The organism is Streptomyces sp. NPDC001492 (assembly GCF_053597275.1).
The window spans coordinates 81,998-107,476 of record NZ_JBSFHW010000001.1 but is presented as its reverse complement, the minus strand read 5'-3'; the positions used below and the strand labels follow the sequence as shown (position 1 = coordinate 107,476).

Below are 25,479 nucleotides of genomic sequence, written 5' to 3'. Positions count from 1 at the left end.
ATCAACTCGCCACCACTATCGCGTCGTTGCTGGACGGCTTCCACATGCGGTGGATGCGGAGGGTGCGCCCTTCAGCCGGTCGCTGCTTCGGCGAACTGGTTGGTGTCGAAGAGTTCCCTGATGTGGCCGCCGAGTTCGGACCAGTGGTGGCCGGAGAGTTCGGCGGCGGCTCGGGCGTCGCCGCCTGCGCAGACGGTGATGAGTTCGTCGTGGTGTTCGATGGTGTTGCGGCCGCCGAGCAGGGTGGAGAACTTGCGGTAGAGGATGCGGTGGATCTGCGGGTGAAGCTGCTCGACGATCCGGCTGAGCACGGGGTTGTCGGCGGCCGCGATGGGGACGGCATGGAAGCGGTCGTCTGCGGCAAGGGCCGCGGTGGTGTCGTTGTCGGCGACGGCCCGTTCGAAGTCGCGGTTGGCCTCGCGCATGCGGTCGAGGTCCTGCTCGGTCATCACCGGGACAGCTGTCTCGATGGCGAGCTGGTCGAGGGAGCGCAGGACGGCGAGGGTCTTTTCGACGTCGCGGCGGTTGAGGGTGGTGATGCGGGTGTAGACGCCGGGCTTGGCCTCGACCAGGCCGATGTCGGCGAGCCGGGCGAGGGCCTCGCGCACCGGGGTACGGCTGAGGCCGAGGCGCTCGGCAAGGTCACCGTCCTTGACCTTCTCACCGGGGACGAGTTCGCCGCGCACGATGGAGTCGCGGAGGCGCTCGAAGACCTCGTCACTGAGGAGTCGGCGAGAGACAGGGCGGTCAAGTGACATATTGCGTACAGTACATCGCTCGTCGTCGTCCTTCTGTCCGCCCTCCTGTCCGTCCTACTGTCCTTCTGCTTCTCCTTGGCCTTCGGTCCTGGTCCGGCGGACCAGGGCCCGGGCCAGGACGAGCGCCGGGTCGACGACGGGGACGTCCGCGGCGTCGGTGGGCAGGCCGAGAGGGATTTCGGTGCAGCCGGCGATCACTGCCTGCGCTCCCTGCTCTGTCAGGCGTCGTGCGGCGCGGGTCAGGAGCGCGGCTGTCCTGTCGTCGTGGGTGCCCGCCTTCACCGCGTGGATGGCGGGCATGATCTGGGCGTCCTGGGCTGCGGCGTCGGGGAGCACCAGTCCGATGCCGTAGCGGTCCAGCCACTCCTGGTAGAGGCCGGAGCGGACGGTGCCGGTGGTGGCCAGCAGTCCGACGGTGCGGATGCGGGGCCTCAGGGTGGTGAGGTGCCGTGCGACCTCGTCGATCATGTGGACGATGGGCAGGCCCACATGATCGGCGATGCGCGGGACAAAGGCGTGTGCCGTGTTGCAGGGGATGGCGATCACCGTGGCACCGGCCTCGCGCAGCACGCGGCTGCCGTTCAGGAGCCAGGGAGTGGGATCGGGTCCGTCGCGCAGCAGGGCCTCGGTGCGGTCGGGAATGGTGGGGTCGGACCAGATGACCGTACGGAGGTGGTCCTGGTCACTGGTGCCGGGCGTGGTCGCGACGAGCTTGGCATAGAAGTCGGCGGTGGCAGCCGGGCCCATGCCGCCGAGGATGCCGATGATCTCGTCGGCGGCCGTGCGGGTGCTGGTGGTCACTGTGCGGGTTCCTTCTTCAGCACCGTGGTCTCCGGCCCGGCCGGGGCGGTTTCGCGACTGCCGCGCTTGGCCGCGCGCCGGTTCTCCGAGCTGTCGACGACCGCGGCGGCAAGGGAGTTGCCGATGACGTTCACTCCGGTGCGGGCCATGTCGACGATGAAGTCCACGCCGAGCAGCAGGGCGATGCCTTCGGCGGGCAGACCGAGGGAGTTGCCGGCGGCGATGAGCACGACGATCGAGGCGGAGGCGACGCCGGCCATGCCCTTGGAAAGGACCACCAGCACGCCGACCATCAGGAGCAGGGCGGGCAGGGAGGTGTCGGCGCCATAGGCGTTGGCGAGGAAGACCAGGGCGGCGGCCTGGTAGAGGACCGAGCCGTCGGTGTTGAAGGAGTAGCCGAGGGGGACCACGAAGGAGGTCGTGGAGCGGTTGAGGCCGAAGGCTTCGAGCCTGCCCATCAGCGGGGCCAGGACCGATTCGGAGCTGCGGGTGACGAAGGCGATCCCGGCCAGACCGGCGACGGACTTCAGCAGTGCGACGTAGCGGATGCGGTAGATCGCGGCGATCAGCGGGAACAGCACGCCGACGACGACGGCCAGCCCCGCGTAGACCACCGCGATGAAGCCCAGCAGGCTGCGCAGGTTGCCGAAGCCGTAGTACGCGACGTCGTACGAGATGAAGCCGAGCACACCCAGCGGCGCGACGCGGATGACGTACCCGACGACCTTGAACATCACCGCCGCGACGGACTCCAGCACACCTGCGAAGGGCTCGGACTTCTCGCCGATCGCGGCCATCGCGACGCCCACGAGGAGGGCGAAGACGATCGCGCCGAGCAGGTTCCCCTCGCCGAACGCCGCGAAGATGTTCTTCGGTACGGCGTGCAGGATCAGTTCGTGGAAGTCGATGCCCTGGCTCAGGCCGTCGAGGTCCTTGGCGTCGGCCGCGTGGACGGGGGCGCCCGTGCCGATGCCCGCCAGCTTCGCCAGCCCGACCGCGATCAGCAGGATCACGGTGGTGACGACCTCGAAGTAGAGGATCGCCTTGCCTGCGATCCGGCCGACCTTCCTGACCGACTCCATGCGGGCGATGCCCAGCACGATGAGCGGGAAGACCAGGGGCAGGACGACGACCTGCACGAGGTTCAGGAACACGTCGCCGAGGATCTTCAGCTGCTCGCCCGCGGACGGGGCGAAGGTTCCGATGAGGGCGCCGAGACCTACGGCGATGACCGACTGGATGCCGATCGGCATCCGCAGACATCGCCGCCAGAGGGTCGGGGAGGCGTCTGTGCCGGTGGGGTCCGTGCTGGTGGGGCGGGGGTGAACGGTGTCCATGAGACTCCAGCCATATGCAATATATTGCGTTCTGCGTGTTGGCCGGTAACACTGAGGCCGGAGACGGTGGCCTGTCAAGGGGTGCCGCGAGAACGAGGAGCAGCGCATGGCGCAGGCCACACGCATCGAGCACGACCTTGTCGGGGACAAGGAGGTCCCCCTCGGCGCCTACTACGGCGTGCACACCGTGCGGGCCGTGGAGAACTTCGCGATCACCGGGTCGACCATCGCCCAATTCCCCGACCTGATCGCCGCACTGGCGGCGGTCAAGCAGGCGGCCGCGCGAGCCAACCGCGACCTCGGACTGCTGCCCCCCGCCATCGCCGGCGCGATCATCAGCGCGTGCGAGGAGATCCGCGCAGGGCGGCTCATCGAGGAGTTCGTCGTCGACCCCGTCCAGGGCGGCGCCGGCACCTCCACGAACATGAACGCCAACGAGGTCATCGCCAACCGGGCCCTGGAGATCCTCGGCCACCCCCGCGGCCGCTACGACGTGATCCACCCCCTGGACCACGTCAACCTCGGCCAGAGCACCAACGACGTCTACCCCACCGCCGTGCGCCTGGCCCTGGTCGCCTCACTGCGCCGGCTCGACGCCTCCCTGGGCGCGCTGACCACGGAGTTCACGAAGAAGGCAGCCGAGTTCGGTGACGTACTGAAGATGGGCCGCACCCAGCTCCAGGACGCCGTACCCATGACACTGGGCCAGGAGTTCACCACGTACGCCGTCATGATCGAGGAGGACCGTCGGCGCCTCACCGAGGCCGCGGCCCTGCTGCTGGAGTCCCATCTCGGCGGCACCGCCATCGGCACCGGCATCAACGGCCACCCCCGCTACGCCGAACTCGCCTGCGCGTACCTCGCCGACATCAGCGGCGAAGGGGTCCGCCCCGCGGGCGACTTCATCGAAGCCACCCAGGACTGCGGCGCCTTCGTTCACCTGTCCGGTGTCCTCAAGCGAGTCGCCGTGAAACTCTCCAAGACCTGCAACGACCTGCGGCTGACTTCCTCCGGCCCCACCGCCGGGCTGGGCGAGATCAACCTGCCCCCGGTACAGGCGGGTTCGTCGATCATGCCCGGCAAGGTCAACCCGGTGATCCCCGAGGTCGTCAACCAGGTCGCCTTCGAGGTCATCGGCAACGACCTGACCGTCACCATGGCCGCCGAGGCCGGACAGCTCCAGCTCAACGCCTTCGAACCCGTCATCGCCTACAGCCTGTTGCGCTCCCTGACCCACCTCCGCGCGGCCTGCGACACCCTTGCCACCCGCTGCGTCCCCGGCATCACCGCCAACCGCGAACACCTCCACGACAGCGTCCACCGCTCCATCGGTCTGGTCACCGCACTCGCCCCGCACATCGGCTACGCCGCCGCCACCGCCCTCGCCCGCCAGGCCCTGGCCACCGGCCGCTCCGTCAAGGACCTGGCCGCCGAGGCCGGCCTCCTCAGCACCGGCCAACTGGACACGATCCTGCGGCCGGAGAACCTCACCGGGCAATCCGCCCGGCCTTCTGCGACAGCCGCTCCGTGACACGTGCGGTCGCAACTCGCCCTCACCCCACCTCGATGGCGGCGAACAGAACCGGTGGCTCGCCCGCCGCCTCGGCATCGCCGAGCGCACGGTGCGCGGGCGCCCACCGCCGGCATCGTGTGGCGTGTCCGCGCTGTAAGAAGCCGGCGGGCTGCGGCTCAGGTGCGGCGGGCCTCGCGCTCCGTCTTCGCCCGGACCGTGTCGACGACCGCCTGGACGGCCGTCACGAAGTTCTGGGGGTCGTCCAGGCCCAGAGCCCGCCCAAGCGCCCTCGCTTCCCGCGCTGGGCTTCGCCATCCTGCCCGCCAGGCATCCTCTCGCCGCGCGCAGGACTCTGTCCGTGGCCGTCTTCCCCGACTCCGCCCGCGCCTGGCCGTGGGCCGAGCACACCGCCGTCCCCCTGACCGACGCACCCCCCGTCACCCACATCGCATGGCCCGCGCACAGCCGCTCGCTCACCCTCGCGGAGCTGACGGTGCGGCGCTCGGAGCGGCCTTGCCGGGTCGGGAGCGGTCAGGGCCAAAAAAATCTGTGGCTCTTCGCGGCAACCTTTTCGATCTCTCGGACCACTCAGTGTTGTCCGGCCAAGTGGCCCGGGCAGATGCAGCGGCTGAAAGAGAGCACAGGCGTGTCCCTGGAACGAGAGCACAGACATGTCCCCGGCCCACCCGCGTCATCGGTGGCGTCCCGTGCCGACGGCGGCGCCCGCGGTGATCGCCCGAAGCATCGTGGCCGTCGGTTGCTCGCGCGTCGGGGTCTGTGGGCGGGCCTCGCCACGGTGGTCGTGGCCGGCTCGGCTGTCGTGGTCAGCCAGGCTTCGGCGCAGCCGAAGACCCTGGATCTGAAGAAGTGGTACGTGCTGGTCAACCACAACAGCGGCAAGGTGCTGGACGACCGCGCCTCCGCCAAGAACGACGGCGCGTCGGTGGTGCAGTGGAGCCGTCACGGCGGCGCCAACCAGCAGTGGCGGTTCATCGACTCGGGTGACGGGTACTACCGGCTGCAGAACCGGAACTCCGGCAAGGTGCTGGACGACCTCGGCTGGTCGAAGACCGCCGGCTCCGCCCTCGTGCAGTGGAAAGACCAGAACGGCACCAACCAGCAGTTCAAGCTGGCCAAGTCGCCGGACGGCTACGTGCGTCTGGTCAACCGCTTCAGTGGCATGGCCGTCGATGTCCACAACGCCGCCAAGACCAACGGGAGCGGTGTCGTCCAGAACCGTGACCGGGGCGGCGCCGATCAGCAGTGGAAACTCGTCGCGGTCGGGAACGTCAGCGGCGGCACGCCCACCACGCCGAGCAGCAGCGCGCCCGCGAGCCCGACTCCGAGCGCCCCGCGACCGTCGTCCTCGCCCTCGTCCGCGTCTCCGTCACCCACGGCCGGTGGCGGCAGCTCGACGAAGCGTTTCCTGGGCAGTGACAAGGTGCTCATCGGCGGTTCGATGTCCGACGCCTCGGCGGCCGCCGCGCCGTTCGACGTGCGGTACGCCTATGTGCACAGCCAGCCCGCGCCCTCCTCGGACTACTACACGGCAGCGAAGTGCCACGACGACTGGTCGGGTTGGTGGGGCTGCTGGAACGGCAGCACCACGGCGCCCGGCACGTACGTGACCTGGCGGGACGACGTGGTGTCCCAGGCGACGTACAAGGGCAGCTCGCGTCCGCAGAAGATGCTGTGGACCTGGTACTCGTTGCGCGACCTCGGCGATGCGGCGGGCGAGGGCGACGGTCCGGGTGAGGTCAAGGCCATCAACCGGACCGACCTGCTCACCCGCTACCTGAACGACTACCGCTTCTTCCTCCAGAAGATCGGCAAGACGCAGGCCGCGATCGACCTCGAGCCCGACTTCTGGGGCTACGTCCGCTCGCTCGGCGATCCGCACCAGGTTCCCGCACAGGTGAAGAGCGCGAATCCGACGGACTGCGGATCGCAGGAGAACAGCGCCACCGGGCTCGCCCAGTGCCTGATCTCGATGGCGCACAAGTACGCGCCGAACACCGAGGCGGGGATGCACCTCTCCTGCTTCGACTGGCAGACCAACACGCAGGCCTGCGTCAAGTCCTACGAGAGCTTCGGGGCGAAGAACGCCGACTTCCTGGCCACCGACGTGTCGGACCGCGACGCGGGCTGGTACGCCCAGCCGGCCCACGGCGGCAGTGACCACTTCTGGAACGACCAGAAGGCCGCCGCCGCCCTCGGGTTCTACAAGACGATGTCCGAGTCCGTGGGCAAGCCGGTCGTCCTGTGGCAGATCCCCGTGGGCAACATGGCGCAGAACAACACCCTCAACCACTACAAGGACGACAAGGTCGACTGGTTCTTCTCGCACATGGACCAGGTGGCGAACGCCCATGTCGCCGGCCTGTTCTTCGGGCCGGGGCAGCAGGAACAGACCTCGGTCGAGACCGACGGCGGAAACCTGATCAACAAGGCGATCGCGTACCACAACTCGGGCGGCACGCCGCTCAAGTAGGCGAAGCCGACGAATGCGCCCCCATCTCTTCGATGGGGGCGCATTTTCGTCGTCTTCGCGGGGCTGCGGACAAGGGGATGGCGGTGCTGACGCGTCACGGCAGCACGCCGAACCAGGACGTCGGCGCCCACGCCCACACCGCGCAGGACCAGGAGCCCACCCAGACCACCCATCAGCCCGACAGGCCTCGCCGAGCCTCCGTCCGGTCCCCGAACGACGGGAACCCCAGCCGGCGTACGGCTGGGGTTCCTCGACGAGGCGGTGAGCGGCGGTCAGCGCTGCAGGGTGAGGACGCCCGGCCGCCACGGCAGTTGGTCGTAGGGGCCGGTCGCGGAGGGGGCCTTGCCCTGGTAGAGGAACTGCAGGTGGCAGGGGTCGATGGTCATGGTCTGGTCGGGGTTGTCGCGGACCAGGTCACCGTGGCTGATGTCGTTGGTCCAGGTGGCACCGCTGTTGGCCTTGCCCGCGAACGGGTTGGACTCGGTGGCGGCCTGCGGGGTCCAGGAACCGTTCAGGCTGGTGGCGGTGAACGAGCGGAAGTAGCGCTGCTCGTTCGCGCCCCGCGCCTCGACGATCATCAGGTACTGGTTCTGGCCCTGGACCTTGTAGACCTGCGGCGCCTCGAACAGGTTCTTCGTCGAATCGCTCATGACCGTCGTGTACGACGAGCCGAAGTTGCCCGGGAAGTTCCCGATCGGCATGCTCGCCCGGTAGATCTTGCCGTTGTCACCGGCGAAGAACAGGTACATGTTCTTGTCGTCGGCGATCAGGGTCTGGTCGATCGGGCCAGTGCCGGATTCGGCGCTGGGGATGCTGCCAGTGAACAGCGGCTGCGGCGCGGACCAGCCGCCCGGGTCGGTGGGGTCGCTGGAGGTGCGGTAGACGAAGGGCGACGCGCCCCACTGGGACGCCAGCACCCAGATCTTCTTGGGCGCGAAGTAGAACAGCGTGGGCGCGACCGCTTTCTGGCTCATGCCGGTCTGACCGGCCGAGGCCATGTCCGCCCAGTTCGTGAAGGGCTTGAACATCATCGAGCCGTACGACGATCCCGCCACGCTCGACGCATAGACCAGGTGCTTGCCGTTGTACGTCACGGTGGTGAAGTCCTTCACCGCGTCCCACCCGTTCGCGGGCTGCGCCAACGCACCCGTAGAGGACCACCGGTAGGTCGCCGGAAGAGCGCAGGTGCCGCCCGTCGACGTCGATGTCGATGTCGATGTCGATGTCGATGTCGATGTCGATGTCGATACCGGCGTCGGCGTGGACGCAGACGTGGACGATCTGAAGTTCCAGTGCTGGTTGGCGCCGCCGCCGTTGGAGTCCCAGATCTGGACGGGGGTGCCGTTGGCGGTCTTGCCGCCGGGGGTCTCCAGGACTCGGCCGCTGGCGACGTTCGTCAGGGTGTAGGAGCCGTCGCTGTTCCGGGCGGCCTTCCAGTGCTGGTTGGCGCCGCCGTTGTTGTCCCAGACCAGCAGCTTGGTCCCGTTGGCGGTCTGGCCGCCCGGCTCGTCCAGGACCCGGCCGCTGGCGACGTTGGTCAGGGTGTAGGAGCCGTCGCCGTTCTTGGTGGCCCGCCACTGCTGGTTGGCGGCACCGCTGGCGTCCCACACCTGGAGCGGGGTGCCGTTGCCGTTCTGGCCGGCGGGCTCGTCGAGAACGCGTCCGGCGGCCACGTCGGAGAGCGTGTAGACGGTGCCGGAGGTGATATCGCCGCCCGACGTGGTGCCGCTGGTGCCGCCGGCGCCGCCCAGGGTGGTGAGTACCGCATCGTAGGCGGGCTTCTTGTTGCCGTTGTTGTCGAACAGCAGAGGGTTCTCACCGGTGCGCCAGGAGTCGCTGTCGCGGATGCCCCACACCGTGATGCCCGTGCAGCGGGCGACGTTCACGCACGCCTGGACGGCGTTGGTGTACGCGGTGGCGGACGCCTGCGCGATGTCCAGTTCGGTGAGCTGGACGTCCACGCCGAGCGCGGCGAAGTTGGACAGGGTGGTCTGGAAGCTCGACGGCGGGCCGCCGGTGCCGAAGTGACTCTGGAAGCCGACGCAGTCGATGGGTACGCCGCGGGACTTGAAGTCCTTGACCATGGTGTAGACGCCCTGGGTCTTGGCGTCGGACCAGTTCTCGATGTTGTAGTCGTTGTAGCAGAGCTTGGCCGCCGGATCGGCGGCCCGCGCGGTGCGGAACGCCTCCTCGATGAAGCCGTTGCCCAGCACGTTCTGGAACACCGAGCTGCGGTGCTGGCCGCTGCCGCCGTCGGCGAACGCCTCGTTGACCACGTCCCAGGCGTAGATCTTGCCCTTGTAGTGGGTCATCTCCTGGGTGATGTGGTTGTCCATCACACTGCGCAGTGTGGTGGCGTCGGTGATGGAACTGACCCAGCTGGGCAGCTGGGAGTGCCAGACGAGCGTATGCCCGCGCATCCTCTGCCCGTGTGCGGCGGCGTGGCTGACGATCTGGTCGCCGGGCCCGAAGTTGAAGGTGCCGCGGGACGGTTCGATGGTGTCCCACTTCATCTCGTTCTCCGGGGTGATCATGTTGAATTCCCGGTCGAGAAGGGTGGAGTACGTCGAGTCGCCGAGCCTGCCCGCGGCCACCGCCGTACCGAAGTAGCGGCCACTGCCGGCCGCCGCATCGGCGAGCACGGTCGGCGTGCCGACGCTCGGCGTCAATGCGGCCTGGGCGACCAGCGGTACGGCAGCGCCCACGGCGGCGAGCACCGCGGCGGCGGCGATCAGGCGGCGGGTTGCCGGACGGCGGCGATGAGAGGGGTTCTGATCTGGCAACGGCTTGTCCTTCTGGCGAGGTGGGCCTTGGTCTCGGCCCCCCGTTTCCTGCCAGTTGCCGCCCTGCACACAAAGGTTGCCGCGATCGAGGGAAGAATCTTCACGGCCGCCGTCACCGTCCCCACCCGGTTCCACGGCGACCCGCCGGCGTTCACCGGGTCGGGACGAACCCTCCCCGGACCGACGCGGAGCCGCCCGAACCCTGCGCGTCGACGCGGTAGCCGTCGCCTGAGGCCCTGCGCACGCTGGTGCCGTTGTTGAACTGGGCGGCGAACTCATGGCTGCCGGCCGGCACGGTCAGGCCCGGCTTGAGGACCCAGCGGTAGACCAGCGCGCCGCCGGCCTCCTGGACGGTGACGGTGAAGTCATCACTCGGCAGGGTCTGCCAGGTGCCGGTGTTCTTCACCCGGCCGGTCTGCACGATCCGGATCTCGACCGTGAGCGAGGTGAGGGGCCGGGTCGTCCGGAGGGCGAGGTTGCTCTGCGTCCAGTAGACGGTGCTGCGCGGGTCCAACGAGCCGGCCGACCACAGCGGCCCGTTCTGGCTCTCGCCGACGGCGGGCGAGGGGCTGGTGGCCGACGGAGTCGGGCGGGCGCTGCCCGGGGTGGTGACCGGGGCCGGCGCGACGGGGGTGGGGCGGGCCGATGTCGGGTGCGGGGAGCTGACGGTCGGGGACGGGGTGGCAGGCGTGGTCACGGTGGCCGGCGGCGACGAGTGCGCGACGATGGCGGCGACGGCGAGGCCGCCGGTCGTCAGGATGCCGGTGGCGGCGAGCCCGGCGAGCGCGACCCTGGTCCCGGACCTCGCGAACGGCCGCGCGCGGTGACGGACGGCGGGGCCGGCCATGCCGCGTTGCACCCGGGCCAGCATCCGCGCGCGGTCGGGCCGGTGGGCCTCGGCGGCCTCGCGCAGCTGACGGGCGATCTCGTCGTTCACCGGTTCCTCCTCCCTGCCACCAGGTCCCCGGCCGCTCGTGCGCCCAGTATCCTTGCCAGCTCGGCCATCCCCTTCGAGGTCTGGCTCTTCACCGTGCCGACCGATATGCCCAGCGCTGCCGCCGTGTCCTTCTCCGACAGGTCGAAGGCGTGCCGCAGCACCACGCAGGCGCGCTTGCGGTACGGCAGCCGGGCGAGCGCCGCGCGGACGTCCAGCACGGCCGCCGTGTCCGGCCCTTCCACCTTCTCGGGGCTGCGGGACCAGAACAGCGTGATCCTCAGCCGCTCGCGCACCGAGCTGCGGATCCGTCCCCGCGCCAGATTGGCCACCACACCACGGGCGTAGGCGAGCGGGTGGTCGGCCTGCCGCAACCGGTCCCAGCGCTGCCACAGGGCGAGCAGGGCATCCGCCGCGAGGTCGTCCGCCGCGTCGGTCTCGCCGGTCAGGAGGTATGCCAGACGGGCGAGTTCGGCATAGTGGCGTTCGAAGAATTCGTGGAACTCCGCGGACGCGTCATCGAGGACCATCCCCCGGTCGCCCTCTCCTGGCAAGGATGTGCGCGTTGGTTGCGCGTTTAACAACATCGGGGGGCGCATCCTAACAGCGCCCGGCCCCGGATTCGAACGGCGGTCGTGCTCGGTTGCGGACCGATGCATGAGCCCAGGTCAACGGCCACATGACCGGCCAAGCGTTCGCGTGCCCCAGGTCGAGGCAAGCGGCCACTTCAGAGGCATTCAGGGGCTGCTTGGGATCGGCCGCACAGGTGGCGGCTGTCATGCACGGGGCTGCACTCCGAGGTCGGTGAGCAGGCCGCGGACGCGGTCCTCGATCGTGTCGCGGATGGGGCGTACGGCGTCGACGCCCTGCCCTGCCGGGTCGTCCAACGTCCAGTCCAGGTACGTCTTGCCGGGGAAGACGGGGCACGTGTCCCCGCACCCCATGGTGATCACGACGTCCGACGCCTGGACGGCCTCGACGGTCAGGATCTTCGGGGTTTCGGCGGAGATGTCGATGCCGTTCTCGCTCATCGCCTCGACGACGGCCGGGTTGACCGTGTCGGCGGGGGCCGAGCCGGCCGAGCGGACCTCCACCGCGTCGCCCGCGAGGTGCGTGAGGAAAGCGGCGGCCATCTGGGAGCGGCCGGCGTTGTGGACGCAGACGAAGAGGACGGAGGGCCGGTGGGCGGCGGGAGTGCTGCTCATGGTGACGTCTTCCTGGGCGGTGGGTCAGGGGAGAGCGGGGGCGGCGAGTTCGGGCTCGGCCGGCCCGGCGGCGGGTTCGGCCTGTGCGGGAGCCGGGCGCCCGAAGACCGCCGCCACGAGCGCCAGTCCGAGTACCGCACCGACCGCCTGTGCCGCTGTGAACGGGACGACCGAACCGGGCGCGATACCGGCGAAGGTGTCCGTGAAGGCACGGCCGATCGTCACCGCCGGGTTCGCGAACGACGTCGAGGACGTGAACCAGTACGCGGCCCCGATGTACGACGCCACCGCGACCGGGGCGACCTGGGCACGGCCGACTCGGGCCAGCCCGAAGATCAGGAGGACGAGGCCGGCAGTGGCCACGACCTCGCCCAGCAGGAGGTGGCCGGCCGAGCGGTCGTGCGTCGACCACCGCACCGGCGGTCTGCCGAACATGACGTCGGCCAGGACCGCACCCGCTGTCGCTCCCGCGATCTGAGCCGGGAGGTACGCGGCCACGTCCCGGGCCGTGAGCCCCTCGCCGTCGCGGCGGCCGGTGAACCAGGCCGCAAGGGTGACGACCGGGTTGAAGTGAGCCCCGGAGACAGGCCCGAGCAGCACGATGAGCACACCGAGGCCGAACACCGTGGCCAGCGAGTTGGCGAGCAACTGGACGCCGACGTCCTGGGACAGTTCGGTGGCCTGGATGCCGGAGCCGACCACCACCGCGACCAGCGCCGCCGAGCCGACGGCCTCGGCCAGGGCACGGCGCCACAGGGGCGCGCTCACGCGAGTGCCTCGACCGCGGTCGGCGTCTTCAGGAACGCGGCGAGCCGGTCGAGAGCCGCCGGCAGCACCCAGTAGTACACCCACGTGCCACGGCGCTCGCAGTCGATGAGACCGGCCTGGCGCAGGAGCTTGAGGTGGTGGGAGATCGTCGGCTGGGACAGGTCGAAGGCGGGGGTCAGCTCGCAGACGCAGACCTCGCCGCCCTCGCCGCGTGAGGCGATCATCGACAGGAGACGCAGCCGGACCGGGTCACCCAGAGCCTTGAACACCTTCGCCAGGTCGGCCGCCCGGTCCTCGTCCAGCGGCGCGGACGCAAGCCCCGGGCAGCAGGCGGCGTCCTGGCCGATCACCTCAAGCTCTTGTTTCGACATGCCTCTATGTTGACGTTTTTCGATTCAAGGCGCAAGGTTGCATCAACGAACTTCGATACAGGCCGTTCCGGGCACCGCCATGCCCAGTCACCCAGGAGTGAAGTGATGAACGAGCAGTCCACCGACCTGCGCGAAACCGTCCGCCGGCGCTACGCCGCCGCAGCCGTGAAGGTCAGTGAGGGCAACACCGCCTGTTGCGGGCCAGAGCCGGTCGAGGTCGACGAGAACTTCGGCTCCACCCTCTACGCCGCCGACGAGCGCAACGTCCTGCCCGCCGAAGCGGTCGCCGCCTCCCTCGGCTGCGGCAACCCCACCGCCGTCGCCGAACTCCGCGAAGGCGAGCGCGTCCTCGACCTCGGCTCCGGTGGCGGCATCGACGTCCTGCTCTCCGCCCGCCGCGTCGGCCCGACCGGCAAGGCGTACGGGCTCGACATGACCGACGAGATGCTCGCCCTGGCCCTGGCCAACGCCGAGAAGGCGTCAGCCACCAACGTCGAGTTCCTCAAGGGCACCATCGAGGCCATCCCCCTGCCCGCCGACACGATCGACGTCGTCATCTCCAACTGCGTGATCAACCTGTCCGTCGACAAGCCCGCCGTCTTCGCCGAGACGTTCCGCGTGCTCAGGCCCGGCGGCCGTATCGGCGTCACCGACGTCGTGGCCGACGACACCCTCACCACCGAACAGCGCGCCGAACGCGGCGACTACGTCGGCTGCATCGCCGGTGCCCTGTCCTTCGCGGAGTACCGCACCGGCCTGGAAGCCGCCGGATTCACCGGCATCGAGATCACCCCGACGCACGCGGTCGCGGACGGCATGCACTCCGCCGTCGTCCGCGCGGTCAAGCCCGCGAGCGCCCATGAGCCGGGGAACTCCGCTGCCACGGCCGACGCCTGCTGCGGAGTCACCGCGTGCTGCAGCCCGCAGGAACATGCAGCCGACCCGTCGACCACCGTGGCGGAGGCCAAGGCCGTTTCGGGATGCGGCTGCCAGAGCTGATCCGCAGGACTCCCGGGCGGGCGAGCGGAGAGATACCGTCGACCAGCAGGGTGGGCGAGTTCGATTCTCGTCACCCGCTCACTGTCGCGGTCCGCGGCATGCGCCACGTTCACCGCGTCGGCGCCGGGGTGCTCCTCCGCGATCTCCGGCGCAGGCCCCGTCCGGGTGCCAGGCCGTCGTCCGCACCTGCCGGACCTCGCCCCCCGGATCATCCCGGGCGACTTCGACACGTCGGCCGGCCCGGCGACGGGCCGGTCGTCGTCACGTCTCCGGCGCCATCCGGCCGGTGCCGGTGTCGATGAGGATCTGTGCGGCCTGGGTGACGTTGTCGGCGCGTACCGCTGCGGCCATCGCGGCGCGGGCCGCCTCGGGCGTCGCGTGCGGCGGGACGACGAGGAGGGAGAAGTGGTCCGTCTCGCCCCTGGTGACGAGGACGGTGTCGTCGCCGACCGGGAAGGAGTCGATGTGGACGACGCGGTCGTCGACGATCAGCCGCGTCGGCAGTCGCTCCCAGGCGGTGGCGTCGAGGCCGATGCGGGTCACCGGCCCGAGATGCTCGGTCAGTGCGGTGACCAGGGCCGGCAGCTCGGCTGCGATGTCACGGGACCGCGGCCACCATGCCCCGTCCAGAACACCCTGCCGTTCATGGGTCGTCTCCAGCCGCAGGACGGCCGTCCCGGGCCTCGCCCCCTGAGGGAACGTGTCCGGCAGGAGCCTGGCCGCACGCGGGGGGTCGTGGTCGGGCATCACACTCACCTGTCTGTCCGTCGGCGGAAACGCGGAGTGGATTCCTCGTTTCACGGTACTCCGCGGCTCACTGCGGCCGGGAAGGCGCTGGTCACGCGCGTGAGTCGCGAGACACGCCGGAGTAGAGTCGAAGATCCGGTCCGCTCGTCCGTGCCCAGATGACCCGAGGTCGCCATGCAGCAGCCCGAGCACACCCCCTCGGAAGGCCACGCCGACGTACGCATCGTCGCGGCCTCCCCCGAGGTCGCCCGTCGTGTCGCAGAGGTGCTCCGTCGTTGCTTCGCGGCGACCGAACAGCGCAGCTATCCCGCGGGCACAGGCGGCGGAACGCGCCTCGAGCTCGTCGTGGACACAACGAGGGCGGCGGAACCGGCGCGGTCCTGGCTGGAGACCAGCCGCCCCCCGGGAGCAGACAGCCGGCGCGAGTGAGGCGACGGCCGGCGGCGGTCCGCCCGGCCTGTCCGAGGAGTAGCGTGAGGTCATCGGGAGCACTTCGCGCACCGGCCCCGATGCCGGTGTCGTTCCTGGTGAGCGACAACGCCGGACAACTGCCCGCGCGCAGGGAGTCCGGAGACAGGTCCGCACGATGTCCGCGACCACCGGCCGTCCTCCGCTGAGCGCCACGCCCTTCGGGGCTCCGGCAGCACGCCTCGCCCTCATACCCCCGAGACCTTCCCCGGGACCCGTCGAGCTGGACGGCGCCTGGTGGCCCCGCTCACGTGACCTGACACAGGAACTCACCCCGCTGACGGACGCACTGGACCCGCTGTGGGGCCGGATCACCCGGATCGCCGTCAATCCCCGCTACTGGCCGATCATTCCGCGCAGGATCTTCGTCAACGGCCATGTGGTGAAGGTCGGTTGGTTCACCTCGGAGCTGGATCCGCACAAGATTCTGCTGCTGTCCGGCGCGTCGGGCCCCTGGAACCTCCTGGTGGTTCCCCCGGAGACCGACGACACGGCTGCCGCCCGGCTGATGTCCGCCGCGAGCGCCGGCACGGGCCCGCCTCGGACCGCGTCCGCCCTCGTGGCGGCGGAACAGCCCGACGGCACAGCCTCGTCGTACGACACCGGGGCCGGCCCGGCGGACCGGCCGGCGGCAGGCACGTGACGGCCGGCTCCCCTCACGGGCCGGGTCAGGCCCGACCGCCCGCGGCGGCCGACATGAGCGGTTCCGCGGCCTCGTCGGTCGTGTCCGGCGGCACCACCAGCAGGTCCCAGCGCCCCTGGCCGGGGGCGAGCAGGACGACGGTGCGCGGGGCGGATGCCGCCGGTGTCCTGCGCAGCCGTACGACCTGGTTGGAGACGAGCATCCGGCCCGGCACCGCGGACCACGTCGCCCCGCTGACCGTGACGCTGGTGATGGGGCCCCACTCGCGCGGCAACCCGGAGAGCAGTTGCGGAAGTTCGGCGAGGAGGTCGTACGAACGAGGCCACCACGCGCCGTCGATGGCCCGGGGCAGGTCCCTGTGCGGGGCCAGACGCAGACGCAGGGCGGGCCGGGGAGGAAGCGGGGGTTGCAGTGCGCTGGTCATGACGGCTCCTGCCAACTGCCTTGCACAATGGGATGGTTGACGTCGGGCACGACAGGGCGAGCCGACCGCGGTCGGCGTCGTTCTGTTGGTGGGGTGGTGCGGGCTCTCACCGATGGAGCCCGGGGCCGGCGGCCGCGGGCCGGCGGCCCGGTCTTGGTGCCTGGTGCGGAAGGATGCCGACGGACCACGATCACTGCCGTCACGGCCACGTGGAGCCGCTCCCCCGCCGCCGCGGCCGGGCAACGGGCCGCCCGGCGGGGCCGCCGCGGTGGACCTGGGTGACATGGAGGGGCTCCTTGACCTCGGCGGAGGCCGCTGGGACGCAGGTGCGGCCGGGGTCACGGGCTGCCCGTGGTGGCTGGGGTGGTGTACTGGAGACGACCTGTCGGCTAGGCACGACGCACCCTCGTGTCCCCACCGTACTCCCCGGGCCGGGAAGCACTCGTAGACCGCTGGTCAGGCCCCCGGGAGGGGTGCGCTCGGGCCGGTACCGCGTTGACACGGATCGTCGCGGGACATTGACTGACGGGACGGCGCAAGGCCGTGATGGCAGGGCCGATCGGGCTTCAGGCAGCCTGGAGCAGGCCGCCGAGAAGGCCAAAGGCGTCTTCGGGCGGCGCCCCCCATCACCACGGGAACGGTGGATACGACGATGTACGACCAGACACGCGCCCAGCAACCCGCCGACCGACCCCCGGGCCTCGCCGGGCGCCGCGCCCCGGGCGTGGAACCGCTGCTCCCGACCGACGAGCGGGACAGGATCGTCCGGCGCCTCGGACACGCCGTGAACACCTTCGCGGACGCTCCGGGCGAGGCCCTGGAGGAGGCCGAGAACGCCTTCGACGAGGCCACCGAGGCTCTGGTGAACGCCCTTACGGAACGTCGGCGAGTCCTGCGCGCGGGCTGGCAGGACCGGGACCCCGAGACGCAGTCCGCCGAACTCCGGCTCGCGCTGCGGGAGTACCGGGAGATCACCGGGCGGCTGCTGCGCGTCTGAACCGGGAGGATGCCGCGCGCACGAACGGCCACGGGTCCGCCGGCGCAAGCGCCTTTCGACGGCCGCCGCCGGTCGTTCGATTCCTGGCGGCGGCCGTCCGGGACTCCCCGGGCGTCGCTCCTCGAACCGCTCCTCCCCGTCCAGGCGTAGCCTGATCGAACCGAGGGCTTTTCGCGCAGCGCGACCGGCGGTGCCGTTCCCGGCGAATGACGAAACGGGCAGCCGCCCTCGGCTCCCGGGACGGGACCGCACGATGGAACACAGCGGAACGCCTGCCGAAGACCCACCCGCGGACAGCGGGCACACCTACCGCATGCCCCTGCCCCGCCTGGCCCTCACCCCGGAAGTCAGCCACGGCCCGCTGGACGGAGCCTGGTGGCCGCGCTGCGACGCGCTTGAACTGGAACTGCCCTCGCTCGTCGCCGCGTTGGAGCCGGACCGGTTCACCACGGTGGCCGTCACCGTGGCCGCCGCCCAGTGGCCCGACGCACCGCACACGGTGATGTCACCCGGCAGAGTGATCACCGTGGAACAGACCCGCTCCGCGGGCGAGGAGCACGTCATCACCCTGGACTGCGACACCGTCGGACGCTGGGTGCTCCTCGTCGTCCCGCCCCAGGAGCCTCCCGACGAAGCCTCCCGGCTGATGACCGCCGCGGCCGACCCCGCGGTCCACCTCGGCGCGAGCGCGCTGCTGACCCGCTGATCGACACATATCTGTCGCCTCGAAGAGAGAATTAAGGACGGGGAAGAAGGAATATTCCCCCCACCGACCCGGCTGAGCGAAATTGTTCGCGACAGATGGCCCAGTGCGCGTGCTACTGTCGAGACAGGTTGCAGTTGTGGTTGCCAAAAGGTTCATTTTCCGACGGGCTGATCATCGCGGCGACACGGAGGGCGCACAGGGCGAACTCCGAGCACCGTTTCCGAAGGAGAAATGACATGGCTACAGGCACTGTGAAGTGGTTCAACGCCGAAAAGGGCTTCGGCTTCATCGAGCAGGACGGCGGCGGCGCCGACGTCTTCGCCCACTACTCGAACATCGCCGCCCAGGGCTTCCGCGAGCTGCAGGAAGGCCAGAAGGTGTCGTTCGACATCGGCCAGGGCCAGAAGGGCCCGACCGCCGAGAACATCGTTCCGGCCTGACCACAGCACCGACGCATACTTCCGAGCTGGGGCCCGCACCTTGGGGTGCGGGCCCCAGCTCGCTGCATTTTCAGGGGAAATCGCCCCTGTCGCCTTCGGCTCGTTCTCGCGATTCTCTGCGCCGTTCATCAGGCTGCGGGAATTCCTTGATACGCGCCCGCATCGAGGAAGATTCCACATGAGCAGAGCAAGCGTTTCACGCGCTCAACGCCCCCGGCGAACCACGCCCGCCACCCGCCCTTACGACCGTTTCGAGGGCTCCACCGCACACCGCTCCGGCGCCCGGCGCCGCCCCAAGGGCCACGACAGCCGACAGGCCGTGCCCGGCGGCGAGTTCGCGCTGCCCAGGACGATCGAGCCCGCGCTGCCCGCCGTCGAGTCGTTCGCCGAACTCGCCCTGCCGGCACCGCTGTTGGCCGCGCTCGGCCACGAAGGCGTGACCGTGCCGTTCCCGATCCAGGCGGCGACCCTGCCGAACTCCCTGGCCGGCCGTGACGTACTCGGTCGCGGCCGCACGGGTTCCGGCAAGACCCTCGCCTTCGGCCTCCCCGTGCTGGCCCGTACGGCGGGCCGGCGAGCCGAGCCGCGACAGCCGCTGGCCCTCGTCCTGGTGCCCACCCGCGAGCTCGCCCAGCAGGTCACCGACGCGCTCACCCCGTACGCCCGCGCCGTTCGGCTGCGGCTGGCCACCGTGGTCGGCGGGATGTCGATCGGCAGACAGGCGAACGCGCTGCGGGCCGGGGCGGAGGTCGTCGTCGCGACGCCGGGGCGGCTGAAGGACCTCATCGACCGGGGCGACTGCCGACTGGGCGCGGTCGCGGTCACCGTCCTGGACGAGGCGGACCAGATGACCGACATGGGGTTCATGCCCCAGGTCACCGCGCTGCTCGACCAGGTGCGTCCCGGAGGCCAGCGGATGCTCTTCTCGGCCACCCTGGACCGCAACGTCGACAAGCTGGTCCGCCGCTATCTGAGCGACCCGGTGGTCCACTCCGTCGACCCGTCGGCGGGCGCCGTCACCACGATGGAGCACCACGTGCTCCATGTGCACGAGGCGGACAAGCACCGCACGACGACCGAGATCGCGGCGCGGGACGGCCGGGTGATCATGTTCCTGGACACCAAGCACGCCGTGGACCGGCTGACCAGGCACCTGCTCGGCAGCGGTGTCCGGGCGGCCGCCCTGCACGGCGGCAGGTCCCAGCCGCAGCGCACCCGGACCCTCGCCCAGTTCAAGAGCGGGCAGGTGACGGCGCTGGTGGCGACCAATGTCGCGGCGCGCGGCATCCATGTCGACGACCTCGACCTGGTCGTCAACGTGGATCCGCCGGGTGACCACAAGGACTATCTGCACCGTGGCGGCCGTACGGCCCGCGCCGGCGCGTCCGGCAGCGTCGTCACCCTGGTGACCCCCGACCAGCGCCGTGACATGAGCCGGCTGATGGCCTCGGCCGGCATCAACCCGACGATCACCGCGGTGCGCTCGGGAGAGACGGAACTGAGCCGCATCACCGGCGCCAAGGCCCCGTCCGGTGTCCCGGTCGTCATCACCGCGCCGACCGCGGAGCCTCCTCGCCGGGCCGCATCCGGTGGGTCGGCCTCGGCCCGGAGCCGACGGGGGCGCACCCCCCGGGGCCGGTCCTCGGCGAAGCGCCGCGCAGCATGACAGGTCGCCAGTCCGTCGCCGGCCGGCGACGGACTGGCTGTGCAAAGCCGTCGCGCTCAGAGAATCCGCCCGCACCGCAGGAGGCAGCTGTGACACCGCTTCAGACGCATCGAAACCCGACCAGTCCCGACGTCATGGCCCGGGTCGACCACCGGTACGCGACCGAGCTGCGGGTGTTCGACGACATGACCGTCGAGGTGGCCCTGTCCGTCATGGCCGGCGCCGGTGTCGACCACCTGCTCCTGTGCGACGGGGACGACGAGCGCACCGGCTCGGTCACCCGGGCCGAACTCGCCGTGCACCGCGACAGTTCCGCCTACACGGACCACATCCGGCTGCGGGACGTCCTCGGCGCACCGTGCCCGGCCGTCAGACCTTCCACCCTCTCCCTGTGAGGCACCATGCGCTGTGTCATCGCCCGCTACCCGTTCGAACTGACCAGGCCCGGAGTGCTGGACGCGATGGCGGGCGTCAAGCCCGAGATCGTCACCGGTGATTCCGTGACCATCGGCCGCCGCCGCTATCCCGTGATGCAGGTCGGCGAGGTCATCACCCGGCAGGACCGCCGCGACTTCAGCGGCCGTGAGGTCCTCCGGGCCATGGTCCTCCTCGGCTTCACCTGCCACGCCCGTCCCGAGGCCGCGCCGATGGATGCGAGTGCCCGCAGCCCCCTCCAGGCCGCCTCGGAAGCTCTCGGGAGCCCCGGCCTCCAGGACGCGTGACCCCAGCTCCGACCGGACAGAGGAGATGGGGCGCATGTGCGCTCATCCCGGCCCGCCCGAGCCTTTCCCTGTGCCCGAACTGTTCGGCGAATGCCGGATGGTGCGGGCCCACGGCGAGCTCGACCTGACCGCCATGACATGCCTGGTGCACGCCCTGGAGGGTGCCCGTACCGGGTGCGGCCGCGTTTTCCTCATCGTCGATCTCCGCGAGGTGACCTTCGCGGACGGAAGCATCCTGCAACCGCTGTGCGAGGCGTGGGACGACTGCCGGGCCCGGCAGGGCTGGGTCCGCGTCGTCCACAGCAGCCGTGGCATAGAACTCGTCATGCTGGACGGCGGGGTGCTCGGCCGCTTCCCCGCCTATGCCAGCGCCCAGGACGCCTGGAGCGGAACGCCTTCGGCAGCGCGTGGCGGAGCACTCGCCCCCACATCGGCGCGTACTGCCGGCCCGCAGGCCCGGTGACGTACGGCAGCCCGTGCCGGGCACGGAGAAGGGCCGCCGCGTCCCGGATCGGCCGGATCGCGGCGGGCGCACGGGAGGGTCAGCCGAGTGACCGGTCGACGGAACCGTACGAGAGGCCGGGCGGGGGCTGCTGAGGTGCGGTCCGGCAGGTGAAGCCGAGCCGGACCAGTGCCCGGACCATCTCCGTGGCGGTGAAGTCGCGCGGGTCCTGGCGGGTGATCACCACGCCCACCTGCTTGACGGGGTACACCCGGTCCCCGATGACGACGCATTCCCCTGTCACGGGCTCGGGCAGGACGTTCTGCATCGACATCTCCACGCCCGCCTTGGACAGGTCGAAGGGATAACGGGCGATCACACAGCGCATGGTTCCTCACCAGGGGTCGGGACGGATCCGGGACGGGTGGAACGCGAGCAGGGGCAGTGCGGTCGACGCGCGTGCCGGCCGAGAACGGGCAGGGGCCCACGCCCGCCGGTCGCCGGTCGCCACCCCCCGGTCAGCGGAGCACAAGAAGCCTGCCGGGAGCGAGGTGCGACGCCTCGCGCGCGTCGGCCGACAGGCAGCGCCAGCCCCAGGACAGCAGTGCTTCGAGCGTGTCCGCGTTGTCCCGGTCGACCAGCGTGACACCGAGCGCTGCCGCGTGATCGCTCAGCAGCCGCTTCTGCAGGCGCCGGGCGAGGTTCCACTCTCGGCTCTGGTCCTGGGTGCGTACCCGTCGCTCCACGAGAATGTCGGCGATCGCGAAGAGCCTGCCGAAGGCGGCGACACGGAGCAGGCTCTGCGGGAGATACCCGTCGAGGCCGTCCCACCAGGGCCCGTCGCCCCGCACGGGGAAACCGTAGGCACAGGCCGTGAGGCCGACGGCGCCCGAGGGGACGGCGGTCTCCGCCACGAGCAGCTCGAACCCCGGTCGCCGCATGTGGCCCGCGAGCCGTCGCCGGAACGCGGCGGACCGGCCCTGCCCCGACGCGTCCGAGCCCCGCACCTGGTGCGAAGAGGTGTTCATGTACAGCTCGCCGAGCTCTTGTATGCGGTCGTCGATCTGGCACCGGGTCAGCGGACGGACGAACTCGCCCTTCTCGGGTGAGGGCCCCCGCCGGCCCCGCTGCGGCGGCGCCTCGGTGAGCGCTGGTTGTCGGCCGGGGGTCCCCAGGTAGGCGGACTGCGGGCGGTCCGGCGTGTTCACGGTCATGGGCGAACCCTGCTCCGGGTCCGGACGGGTCCGCCCCGGCGTCGTCGTTCGCCGAGAACGGCACCGGCGCGTGAGCCGGCACACGAGGTGCCCTCGGTGCCTCCGAGCCTACGCCCGCCGACGCGGCCGTTCCTGGGTCCTGTGCCCCGCAGCGTGCCCATGGGAGCGGTCAACCACGGTCGACAGCGGTGCGACCCCGCCCTCCCGACCGCTGTGTCAGCGGACATACGACCAGGTCAGAGGCGCTCCGACCGCGAAAGCGCCGGATGGGTGCTTTCACCTGGGCGGTGAACCGCCGGGACGTCGAGGAGCTTGACTCCCGTGACGGAGACGGCTTGTTCGGACGTGTTCCTCCTGTCGCTGCCGGCAGCGCTGTCGCCAACCGGGCGGCCGGACGCCTTCATGCCTCGCCACTTCATGGGCCGCATACATGGAAATCCCATCGCCGGGGAATCCGCATATGGGGTGCTCTTCCATGAAAGAGGGGAAACGTGATGGTGTCTCACATGCTTGAGCGACGTGTGCTCGTCATCACGGTGCACGACGACCCCGGCGTCGACATGAGGGCTGCCCTGCTCACTGAGATCAGCGACCTCGTCCACGGATACAAGCCGGCGTCGGTCGTGATCGTCCTCGACCATCCCGCGCCGACCCAGGCCACGCTCAGCGTCGTCCTGCGCGCCCACCGCCTGTGCAGCCGCCTCGACCTGGTGATGTCCGTGGCCACCCACAGCGCCCCCCTACGACGCCTCCTCGCGGCCGGTGCCGACACCGAAGAAGGCATTCGACTGGTGGTCCACGCCCGCGCCGACACGGCGATCGCGACGGCCACCGCACTGACCACGGCTGCATGAGCGGCGGCCGTCGAGCTGTACGACTACTCCCACCTGCCGCGACTCAAGGGCTCCCGTACCCACCCCACAGAGCTCGTACGTGACCGGCTCACGGGTGCTCGGCCTGCTGGTCCGGCGGCACCCCTCCGCCTTCGCCACCACCCTTGTCCCCCTTGTCGGTGCCGTGGGCACGTCCGCCGCCCTTTGACTCGGACTGCCGGGCCTTGAGTTCGGCGACATCCTGCGGTGTCGCGCCGCCCTTCTCACTGCGCCGCTGTTCCGGTTGCTGTGGATTGGACATCTACGTGCACCCCGCTTGCGTCGGAGGGCTTTCGGATCGACCGAGTTCCCCGCGGAGGCCGCCCGAAGCATTCGACGGTCGTCCCCGACGTATGGGGGGAGGCGTCCGCCTGGGACGCGTCCGGACCGCCGCGGCCGCCCCTGCTCGTTTTTTCCCCGAGCGGCGCCGGTGCAGGCCGAGCGCACGCGTCGCCGCGTGATCCAGTTCGGCCGGCAGGAGCGGGGACATGACCAGCAGGACCGCCGCCATGACGGCCTCGTTCGCCGCCGAACCCCAGCCGGTCTCACTGGACCGGGCGCGCCGTCGGGCGGGACGCGGTCGTCGCCCGTGGGTTCAGCGGAGCAACCAGGTCAGTGCCGTTGTCAACAGGAACACGACGACCGCCGCAAGCCAGACCGTCAGGCTCGTCGGTCCCGAGGGCCTGGCCGACGTCCACTCCTCGTTCTCCCCGGCCAGCAGCGCATCCGCGAAGGCCTGTGCGGTCTGCGGTCGTTCGTCGGGGTCTACGGACAGCGCGGCGTGGAGCAGTGTTTCGATGCCGTCCGGGACCCCCAGCTCTCGGGGAAGGGCCGGCAACGACGACGTCGACGTCTGCCGCGTCACCAGGACTGTGCGACCGCCCGACCCGAACGGCTTGCGTCCGGTCAGCAACTCGAACGCGACGACACCGAGGGCGTACACATCGGCTCGACCGTCGAACCCGCCGGTCTGGAAGGCCTGTTCGGGCGCCATGTACGCGGGAGTGCCGGTGGTCACCGTCAGCCCCGACGCGTCGGCCAGTTGCTTCGCGCTGCCGAGGTCCGCGACCAGTACGGCGGCAGGTGTGCGGCCGGCGTCGAGCAGGAGGTTCGACGGCTTGATGTCGCGGTGGACGACGCCCGCGTCATGGAGCACCTGAACCGCGTACCCGGCCTCGGCCGCGAGCCGGAGCGCCTCCGCGGGCGGGCAGTGCCCCGTCTGCTCGGCCAGCGTGCCGCCGCGGACGTAGTCCATGACGAAGTAGGGCCGGTCGTCCTGGACGCCGACGTCGTGCACGCGCACGACGCGGGGGCTGGAGATCCGGCGGAGCAGCCTCGCCTCCGCCAGGAAGCGCTGCCGTACATCGGCGTTCGACGCCCAGTTGTCGGCCAGCACCTTGACCGCGACATCGGTGTCGAGCTCGGGGTCGTATGCCTTCCAGACGGTGGCGAACGAACCGGCTCCCAGCCTGTCCTCGAGGAGATAACGACCTAGCTTCTGCATGTGGCAACATTTTTCCGGGGCGAGGTGGCGGAGAGCGAGATGGCCGACTGTGGTCGGCCGTGGTCGGGGACGTCCGTGCGACCCGGTGGGGGTCCAGGTCGGACGATAGCGGGGGGACTGCAGGGTGTTCGAGGAGGATGAGCTGATGCAGCTCGTGGCATCTGCCCAGGCAGGTGACCGGGCATCCCTGGACCGCCTCCTCGTCAGGCTTCGGCCCACCGTCATGCGCCGCTGCTCCCGCTTCCTTCCGCACCACGCCGACGCCGAAGAGGCCGCGCAGGACGCCCTGTTCTCCATCAGCACGCATCTGCACGAGTACAGCGGGCGGGGCTCGTTCCTCGGCTGGGTGACAGTGATCGCGTCGAACGCCGCCAGGGCCACGTATCGCTCGATGCGCCGGCGCGCGGAGGACAGTCATGCGGTCGTGCCCGACGGTGTCGACCCCCGGACGACGAGCGTCATCGCGGGGACCCGTCTGGACCTGATGGAGTCGCTGGCGGCACTGGAGGAGCGGCACCCGGCCCTGGTGGAGTCCTTCGTGCTCCGCGATCTCGGCGACCTGACCTATCTTCAGGTCGCCGAGATCACCGACGCTCCTCTGGGCACGGTCAAGGACCGCATCCATCAGGCCCGTCGCTTCATGCGGGACCGCCTCGGCGGTGGCTTCTGAGACG

At 70.4% G+C, this 25,479-nt stretch carries 29 protein-coding genes and 1 pseudogene; 14 read left to right on the top strand and 16 right to left on the bottom strand.

Annotation, left to right across the window (positions count from 1 at the left end; all coding sequences use genetic code 11):
• Window positions 1–71: 71 nt before the first annotated feature.
• Genes ACWC1K_RS00610 through ACWC1K_RS00600 form a run of 3 tightly spaced genes read right to left on the bottom strand, consistent with a single transcriptional unit; the run spans window position 72 to window position 2,896 of the window.
• Window positions 72–758 (bottom strand): GntR family transcriptional regulator, encoded by a 687-nt coding sequence (locus ACWC1K_RS00610; protein WP_316770481.1) that lies wholly within the window; start codon window positions 756–758, stop codon window positions 72–74.
• A 54-nt stretch (window positions 759–812) separates the two neighbouring features.
• A complete protein-coding gene (locus ACWC1K_RS00605) occupies window positions 813–1,559 on the bottom strand; it encodes an aspartate/glutamate racemase family protein (protein ID WP_450827546.1) in 747 nt (248 codons plus the stop codon).
• On the bottom strand, window positions 1,556–2,896 hold the full coding sequence (locus ACWC1K_RS00600) for a dicarboxylate/amino acid:cation symporter (protein ID WP_450827544.1): 1,341 nt from the start codon (window positions 2,894–2,896) through the stop codon (window positions 1,556–1,558). Before ACWC1K_RS00600 ends, ACWC1K_RS00605 begins: the two co-directional genes overlap by 4 nt.
• Window positions 2,897–3,002: 106 nt before the next feature.
• Here ACWC1K_RS00600 and ACWC1K_RS00595 point away from each other — a divergent pair, with 106 nt between their 5' ends.
• Both ACWC1K_RS00595 and ACWC1K_RS00590 read left to right on the top strand, forming a co-directional pair.
• Window positions 3,003–4,427, top strand: a complete 1,425-nt coding sequence (locus ACWC1K_RS00595) for an aspartate ammonia-lyase (RefSeq protein ID WP_450827542.1) — start codon at window positions 3,003–3,005, stop codon at window positions 4,425–4,427.
• 739 nt (window positions 4,428–5,166) lie between these two features.
• Window positions 5,167–6,900: an RICIN domain-containing protein gene (locus ACWC1K_RS00590; RefSeq protein ID WP_450827540.1), complete on the top strand. Its 1,734-nt coding sequence runs from the start codon at window positions 5,167–5,169 to the stop codon at window positions 6,898–6,900.
• 272 nt (window positions 6,901–7,172) lie between these two features.
• Here the strand turns inward: ACWC1K_RS00590 and ACWC1K_RS00585 are convergent, their stop codons facing one another.
• The 6 genes from ACWC1K_RS00585 to ACWC1K_RS00560 all read right to left on the bottom strand — a co-directional run bounded on the left by ACWC1K_RS00585 (window position 7,173) and on the right by ACWC1K_RS00560 (window position 12,961).
• The gene (locus ACWC1K_RS00585; protein ID WP_450828068.1) at window positions 7,173–9,635 is read right to left on the bottom strand and encodes a non-reducing end alpha-L-arabinofuranosidase family hydrolase; all 2,463 of its coding nucleotides are present in this window, start codon (window positions 9,633–9,635) and stop codon (window positions 7,173–7,175) included.
• Window positions 9,636–9,834: 199 nt separating this feature from the next.
• The gene (locus ACWC1K_RS00580) at window positions 9,835–10,620 is read right to left on the bottom strand and encodes a hypothetical protein (protein WP_450827538.1); all 786 of its coding nucleotides are present in this window, start codon (window positions 10,618–10,620) and stop codon (window positions 9,835–9,837) included.
• Window positions 10,617–11,147, bottom strand: a complete 531-nt coding sequence (locus tag ACWC1K_RS00575; protein ID WP_450827536.1) for a SigE family RNA polymerase sigma factor — start codon at window positions 11,145–11,147, stop codon at window positions 10,617–10,619. Before ACWC1K_RS00575 ends, ACWC1K_RS00580 begins: the two co-directional genes overlap by 4 nt.
• Before the next feature lie 246 nt (window positions 11,148–11,393).
• Window positions 11,394–11,822, bottom strand: coding sequence for an arsenate reductase ArsC (locus ACWC1K_RS00570; RefSeq protein ID WP_450827534.1), 429 nt, complete (start codon window positions 11,820–11,822; stop codon window positions 11,394–11,396).
• 24 nt (window positions 11,823–11,846) lie between these two features.
• Entirely contained in the window at window positions 11,847–12,590 is a 744-nt protein-coding gene (locus tag ACWC1K_RS00565) for an aquaporin (RefSeq protein WP_450827532.1), read from the bottom strand.
• Window positions 12,587–12,961, bottom strand: a complete 375-nt coding sequence (locus tag ACWC1K_RS00560; protein WP_450827530.1) for an ArsR/SmtB family transcription factor — start codon at window positions 12,959–12,961, stop codon at window positions 12,587–12,589. The genes ACWC1K_RS00565 and ACWC1K_RS00560 overlap by 4 nt, the downstream gene beginning before the upstream one ends.
• A gap of 105 nt (window positions 12,962–13,066) precedes the next feature.
• On the opposite strand from ACWC1K_RS00560, the gene arsM reads away from it, so the two are divergent.
• Window positions 13,067–13,960: an arsenite methyltransferase gene (gene arsM / locus ACWC1K_RS00555; RefSeq protein ID WP_450827528.1), complete on the top strand. Its 894-nt coding sequence runs from the start codon at window positions 13,067–13,069 to the stop codon at window positions 13,958–13,960.
• 261 nt (window positions 13,961–14,221) lie between these two features.
• Here arsM and ACWC1K_RS00550 read toward each other — a convergent pair whose 3' ends face one another.
• A complete protein-coding gene (locus tag ACWC1K_RS00550) occupies window positions 14,222–14,707 on the bottom strand; it encodes a DUF5994 family protein (RefSeq protein WP_450827526.1) in 486 nt (161 codons plus the stop codon).
• A 174-nt stretch (window positions 14,708–14,881) separates the two neighbouring features.
• Here ACWC1K_RS00550 and ACWC1K_RS00545 point away from each other — a divergent pair, with 174 nt between their 5' ends.
• Together ACWC1K_RS00545 and ACWC1K_RS00540 are read left to right on the top strand one after the other, a co-directional pair.
• Window positions 14,882–15,136: a hypothetical protein gene (locus tag ACWC1K_RS00545; RefSeq protein ID WP_450827524.1), complete on the top strand. Its 255-nt coding sequence runs from the start codon at window positions 14,882–14,884 to the stop codon at window positions 15,134–15,136.
• Between the two features lie 157 nt (window positions 15,137–15,293).
• Window positions 15,294–15,818, top strand: coding sequence for a DUF5994 family protein (locus tag ACWC1K_RS00540; protein ID WP_450827522.1), 525 nt, complete (start codon window positions 15,294–15,296; stop codon window positions 15,816–15,818).
• A gap of 25 nt (window positions 15,819–15,843) precedes the next feature.
• Here ACWC1K_RS00540 and ACWC1K_RS00535 read toward each other — a convergent pair whose 3' ends face one another.
• Window positions 15,844–16,242: a DUF5994 family protein gene (locus ACWC1K_RS00535; RefSeq protein ID WP_450827520.1), complete on the bottom strand. Its 399-nt coding sequence runs from the start codon at window positions 16,240–16,242 to the stop codon at window positions 15,844–15,846.
• A gap of 652 nt (window positions 16,243–16,894) precedes the next feature.
• Between ACWC1K_RS00535 and ACWC1K_RS00530 the strand changes: the two genes are divergently transcribed.
• The 7 genes from ACWC1K_RS00530 (at window position 16,895) to ACWC1K_RS00500 (ending at window position 21,236) form a co-directional block, all read left to right on the top strand.
• Window positions 16,895–17,239 (top strand): hypothetical protein, encoded by a 345-nt coding sequence (locus ACWC1K_RS00530; RefSeq protein ID WP_450828066.1) that lies wholly within the window; start codon window positions 16,895–16,897, stop codon window positions 17,237–17,239.
• A gap of 253 nt (window positions 17,240–17,492) precedes the next feature.
• Window positions 17,493–17,945 carry a DUF5994 family protein gene (locus ACWC1K_RS00525; RefSeq protein ID WP_450827518.1) on the top strand — a complete coding sequence of 151 codons (453 nt, stop codon included), beginning with the start codon at window positions 17,493–17,495 and terminating at the stop codon, window positions 17,943–17,945.
• 236 nt (window positions 17,946–18,181) lie between these two features.
• A complete protein-coding gene (locus ACWC1K_RS00520; RefSeq protein ID WP_351473518.1) occupies window positions 18,182–18,385 on the top strand; it encodes a cold-shock protein in 204 nt (67 codons plus the stop codon).
• Window positions 18,386–18,563: 178 nt separating this feature from the next.
• On the top strand, window positions 18,564–20,051 hold the full coding sequence (locus ACWC1K_RS00515; protein WP_450827516.1) for a DEAD/DEAH box helicase: 1,488 nt from the start codon (window positions 18,564–18,566) through the stop codon (window positions 20,049–20,051).
• Between the two features lie 89 nt (window positions 20,052–20,140).
• Window positions 20,141–20,446 (top strand): CBS domain-containing protein, encoded by a 306-nt coding sequence (locus tag ACWC1K_RS00510; RefSeq protein WP_450827514.1) that lies wholly within the window; start codon window positions 20,141–20,143, stop codon window positions 20,444–20,446.
• Window positions 20,447–20,452: 6 nt separating this feature from the next.
• The gene (locus ACWC1K_RS00505; protein WP_450827512.1) at window positions 20,453–20,773 is read left to right on the top strand and encodes an SCO5918 family protein; all 321 of its coding nucleotides are present in this window, start codon (window positions 20,453–20,455) and stop codon (window positions 20,771–20,773) included.
• Window positions 20,774–20,843: 70 nt separating this feature from the next.
• Window positions 20,844–21,236 (top strand): STAS domain-containing protein, encoded by a 393-nt coding sequence (locus tag ACWC1K_RS00500; protein WP_450827510.1) that lies wholly within the window; start codon window positions 20,844–20,846, stop codon window positions 21,234–21,236.
• 79 nt (window positions 21,237–21,315) lie between these two features.
• Here ACWC1K_RS00500 and ACWC1K_RS00495 read toward each other — a convergent pair whose 3' ends face one another.
• Window positions 21,316–21,603: an SCO5918 family protein gene (locus ACWC1K_RS00495; RefSeq protein WP_450827508.1), complete on the bottom strand. Its 288-nt coding sequence runs from the start codon at window positions 21,601–21,603 to the stop codon at window positions 21,316–21,318.
• A gap of 130 nt (window positions 21,604–21,733) precedes the next feature.
• Window positions 21,734–22,429, bottom strand: coding sequence for a hypothetical protein (locus ACWC1K_RS00490; RefSeq protein ID WP_450827506.1), 696 nt, complete (start codon window positions 22,427–22,429; stop codon window positions 21,734–21,736).
• 494 nt (window positions 22,430–22,923) lie between these two features.
• On the opposite strand from ACWC1K_RS00490, the gene ACWC1K_RS00485 reads away from it, so the two are divergent.
• Window positions 22,924–23,283 (top strand): hypothetical protein, encoded by a 360-nt coding sequence (locus ACWC1K_RS00485; protein ID WP_450827504.1) that lies wholly within the window; start codon window positions 22,924–22,926, stop codon window positions 23,281–23,283.
• Window positions 23,284–23,371: 88 nt separating this feature from the next.
• Here the strand turns inward: ACWC1K_RS00485 and ACWC1K_RS00480 are convergent, their stop codons facing one another.
• From ACWC1K_RS00480 to ACWC1K_RS00470, 3 genes and pseudogenes are all read right to left on the bottom strand, one after another.
• Window positions 23,372–23,563 (bottom strand): hypothetical protein, encoded by a 192-nt coding sequence (locus ACWC1K_RS00480; protein ID WP_351473458.1) that lies wholly within the window; start codon window positions 23,561–23,563, stop codon window positions 23,372–23,374.
• Between the two features lie 174 nt (window positions 23,564–23,737).
• Window positions 23,738–23,830, bottom strand: a pseudogene (locus ACWC1K_RS00475) (VapC toxin family PIN domain ribonuclease); the annotation flags it as partial.
• 66 nt (window positions 23,831–23,896) lie between these two features.
• Entirely contained in the window at window positions 23,897–24,805 is a 909-nt protein-coding gene (locus tag ACWC1K_RS00470) for a serine/threonine-protein kinase (RefSeq protein ID WP_450827502.1), read from the bottom strand.
• A 145-nt stretch (window positions 24,806–24,950) separates the two neighbouring features.
• Between ACWC1K_RS00470 and ACWC1K_RS00465 the strand changes: the two genes are divergently transcribed.
• Complete coding sequence (locus tag ACWC1K_RS00465; protein ID WP_450827500.1) at window positions 24,951–25,475, top strand: RNA polymerase sigma factor; 525 nt, start codon at window positions 24,951–24,953, stop codon at window positions 25,473–25,475.
• Window positions 25,476–25,479 lie beyond the last annotated feature (4 nt).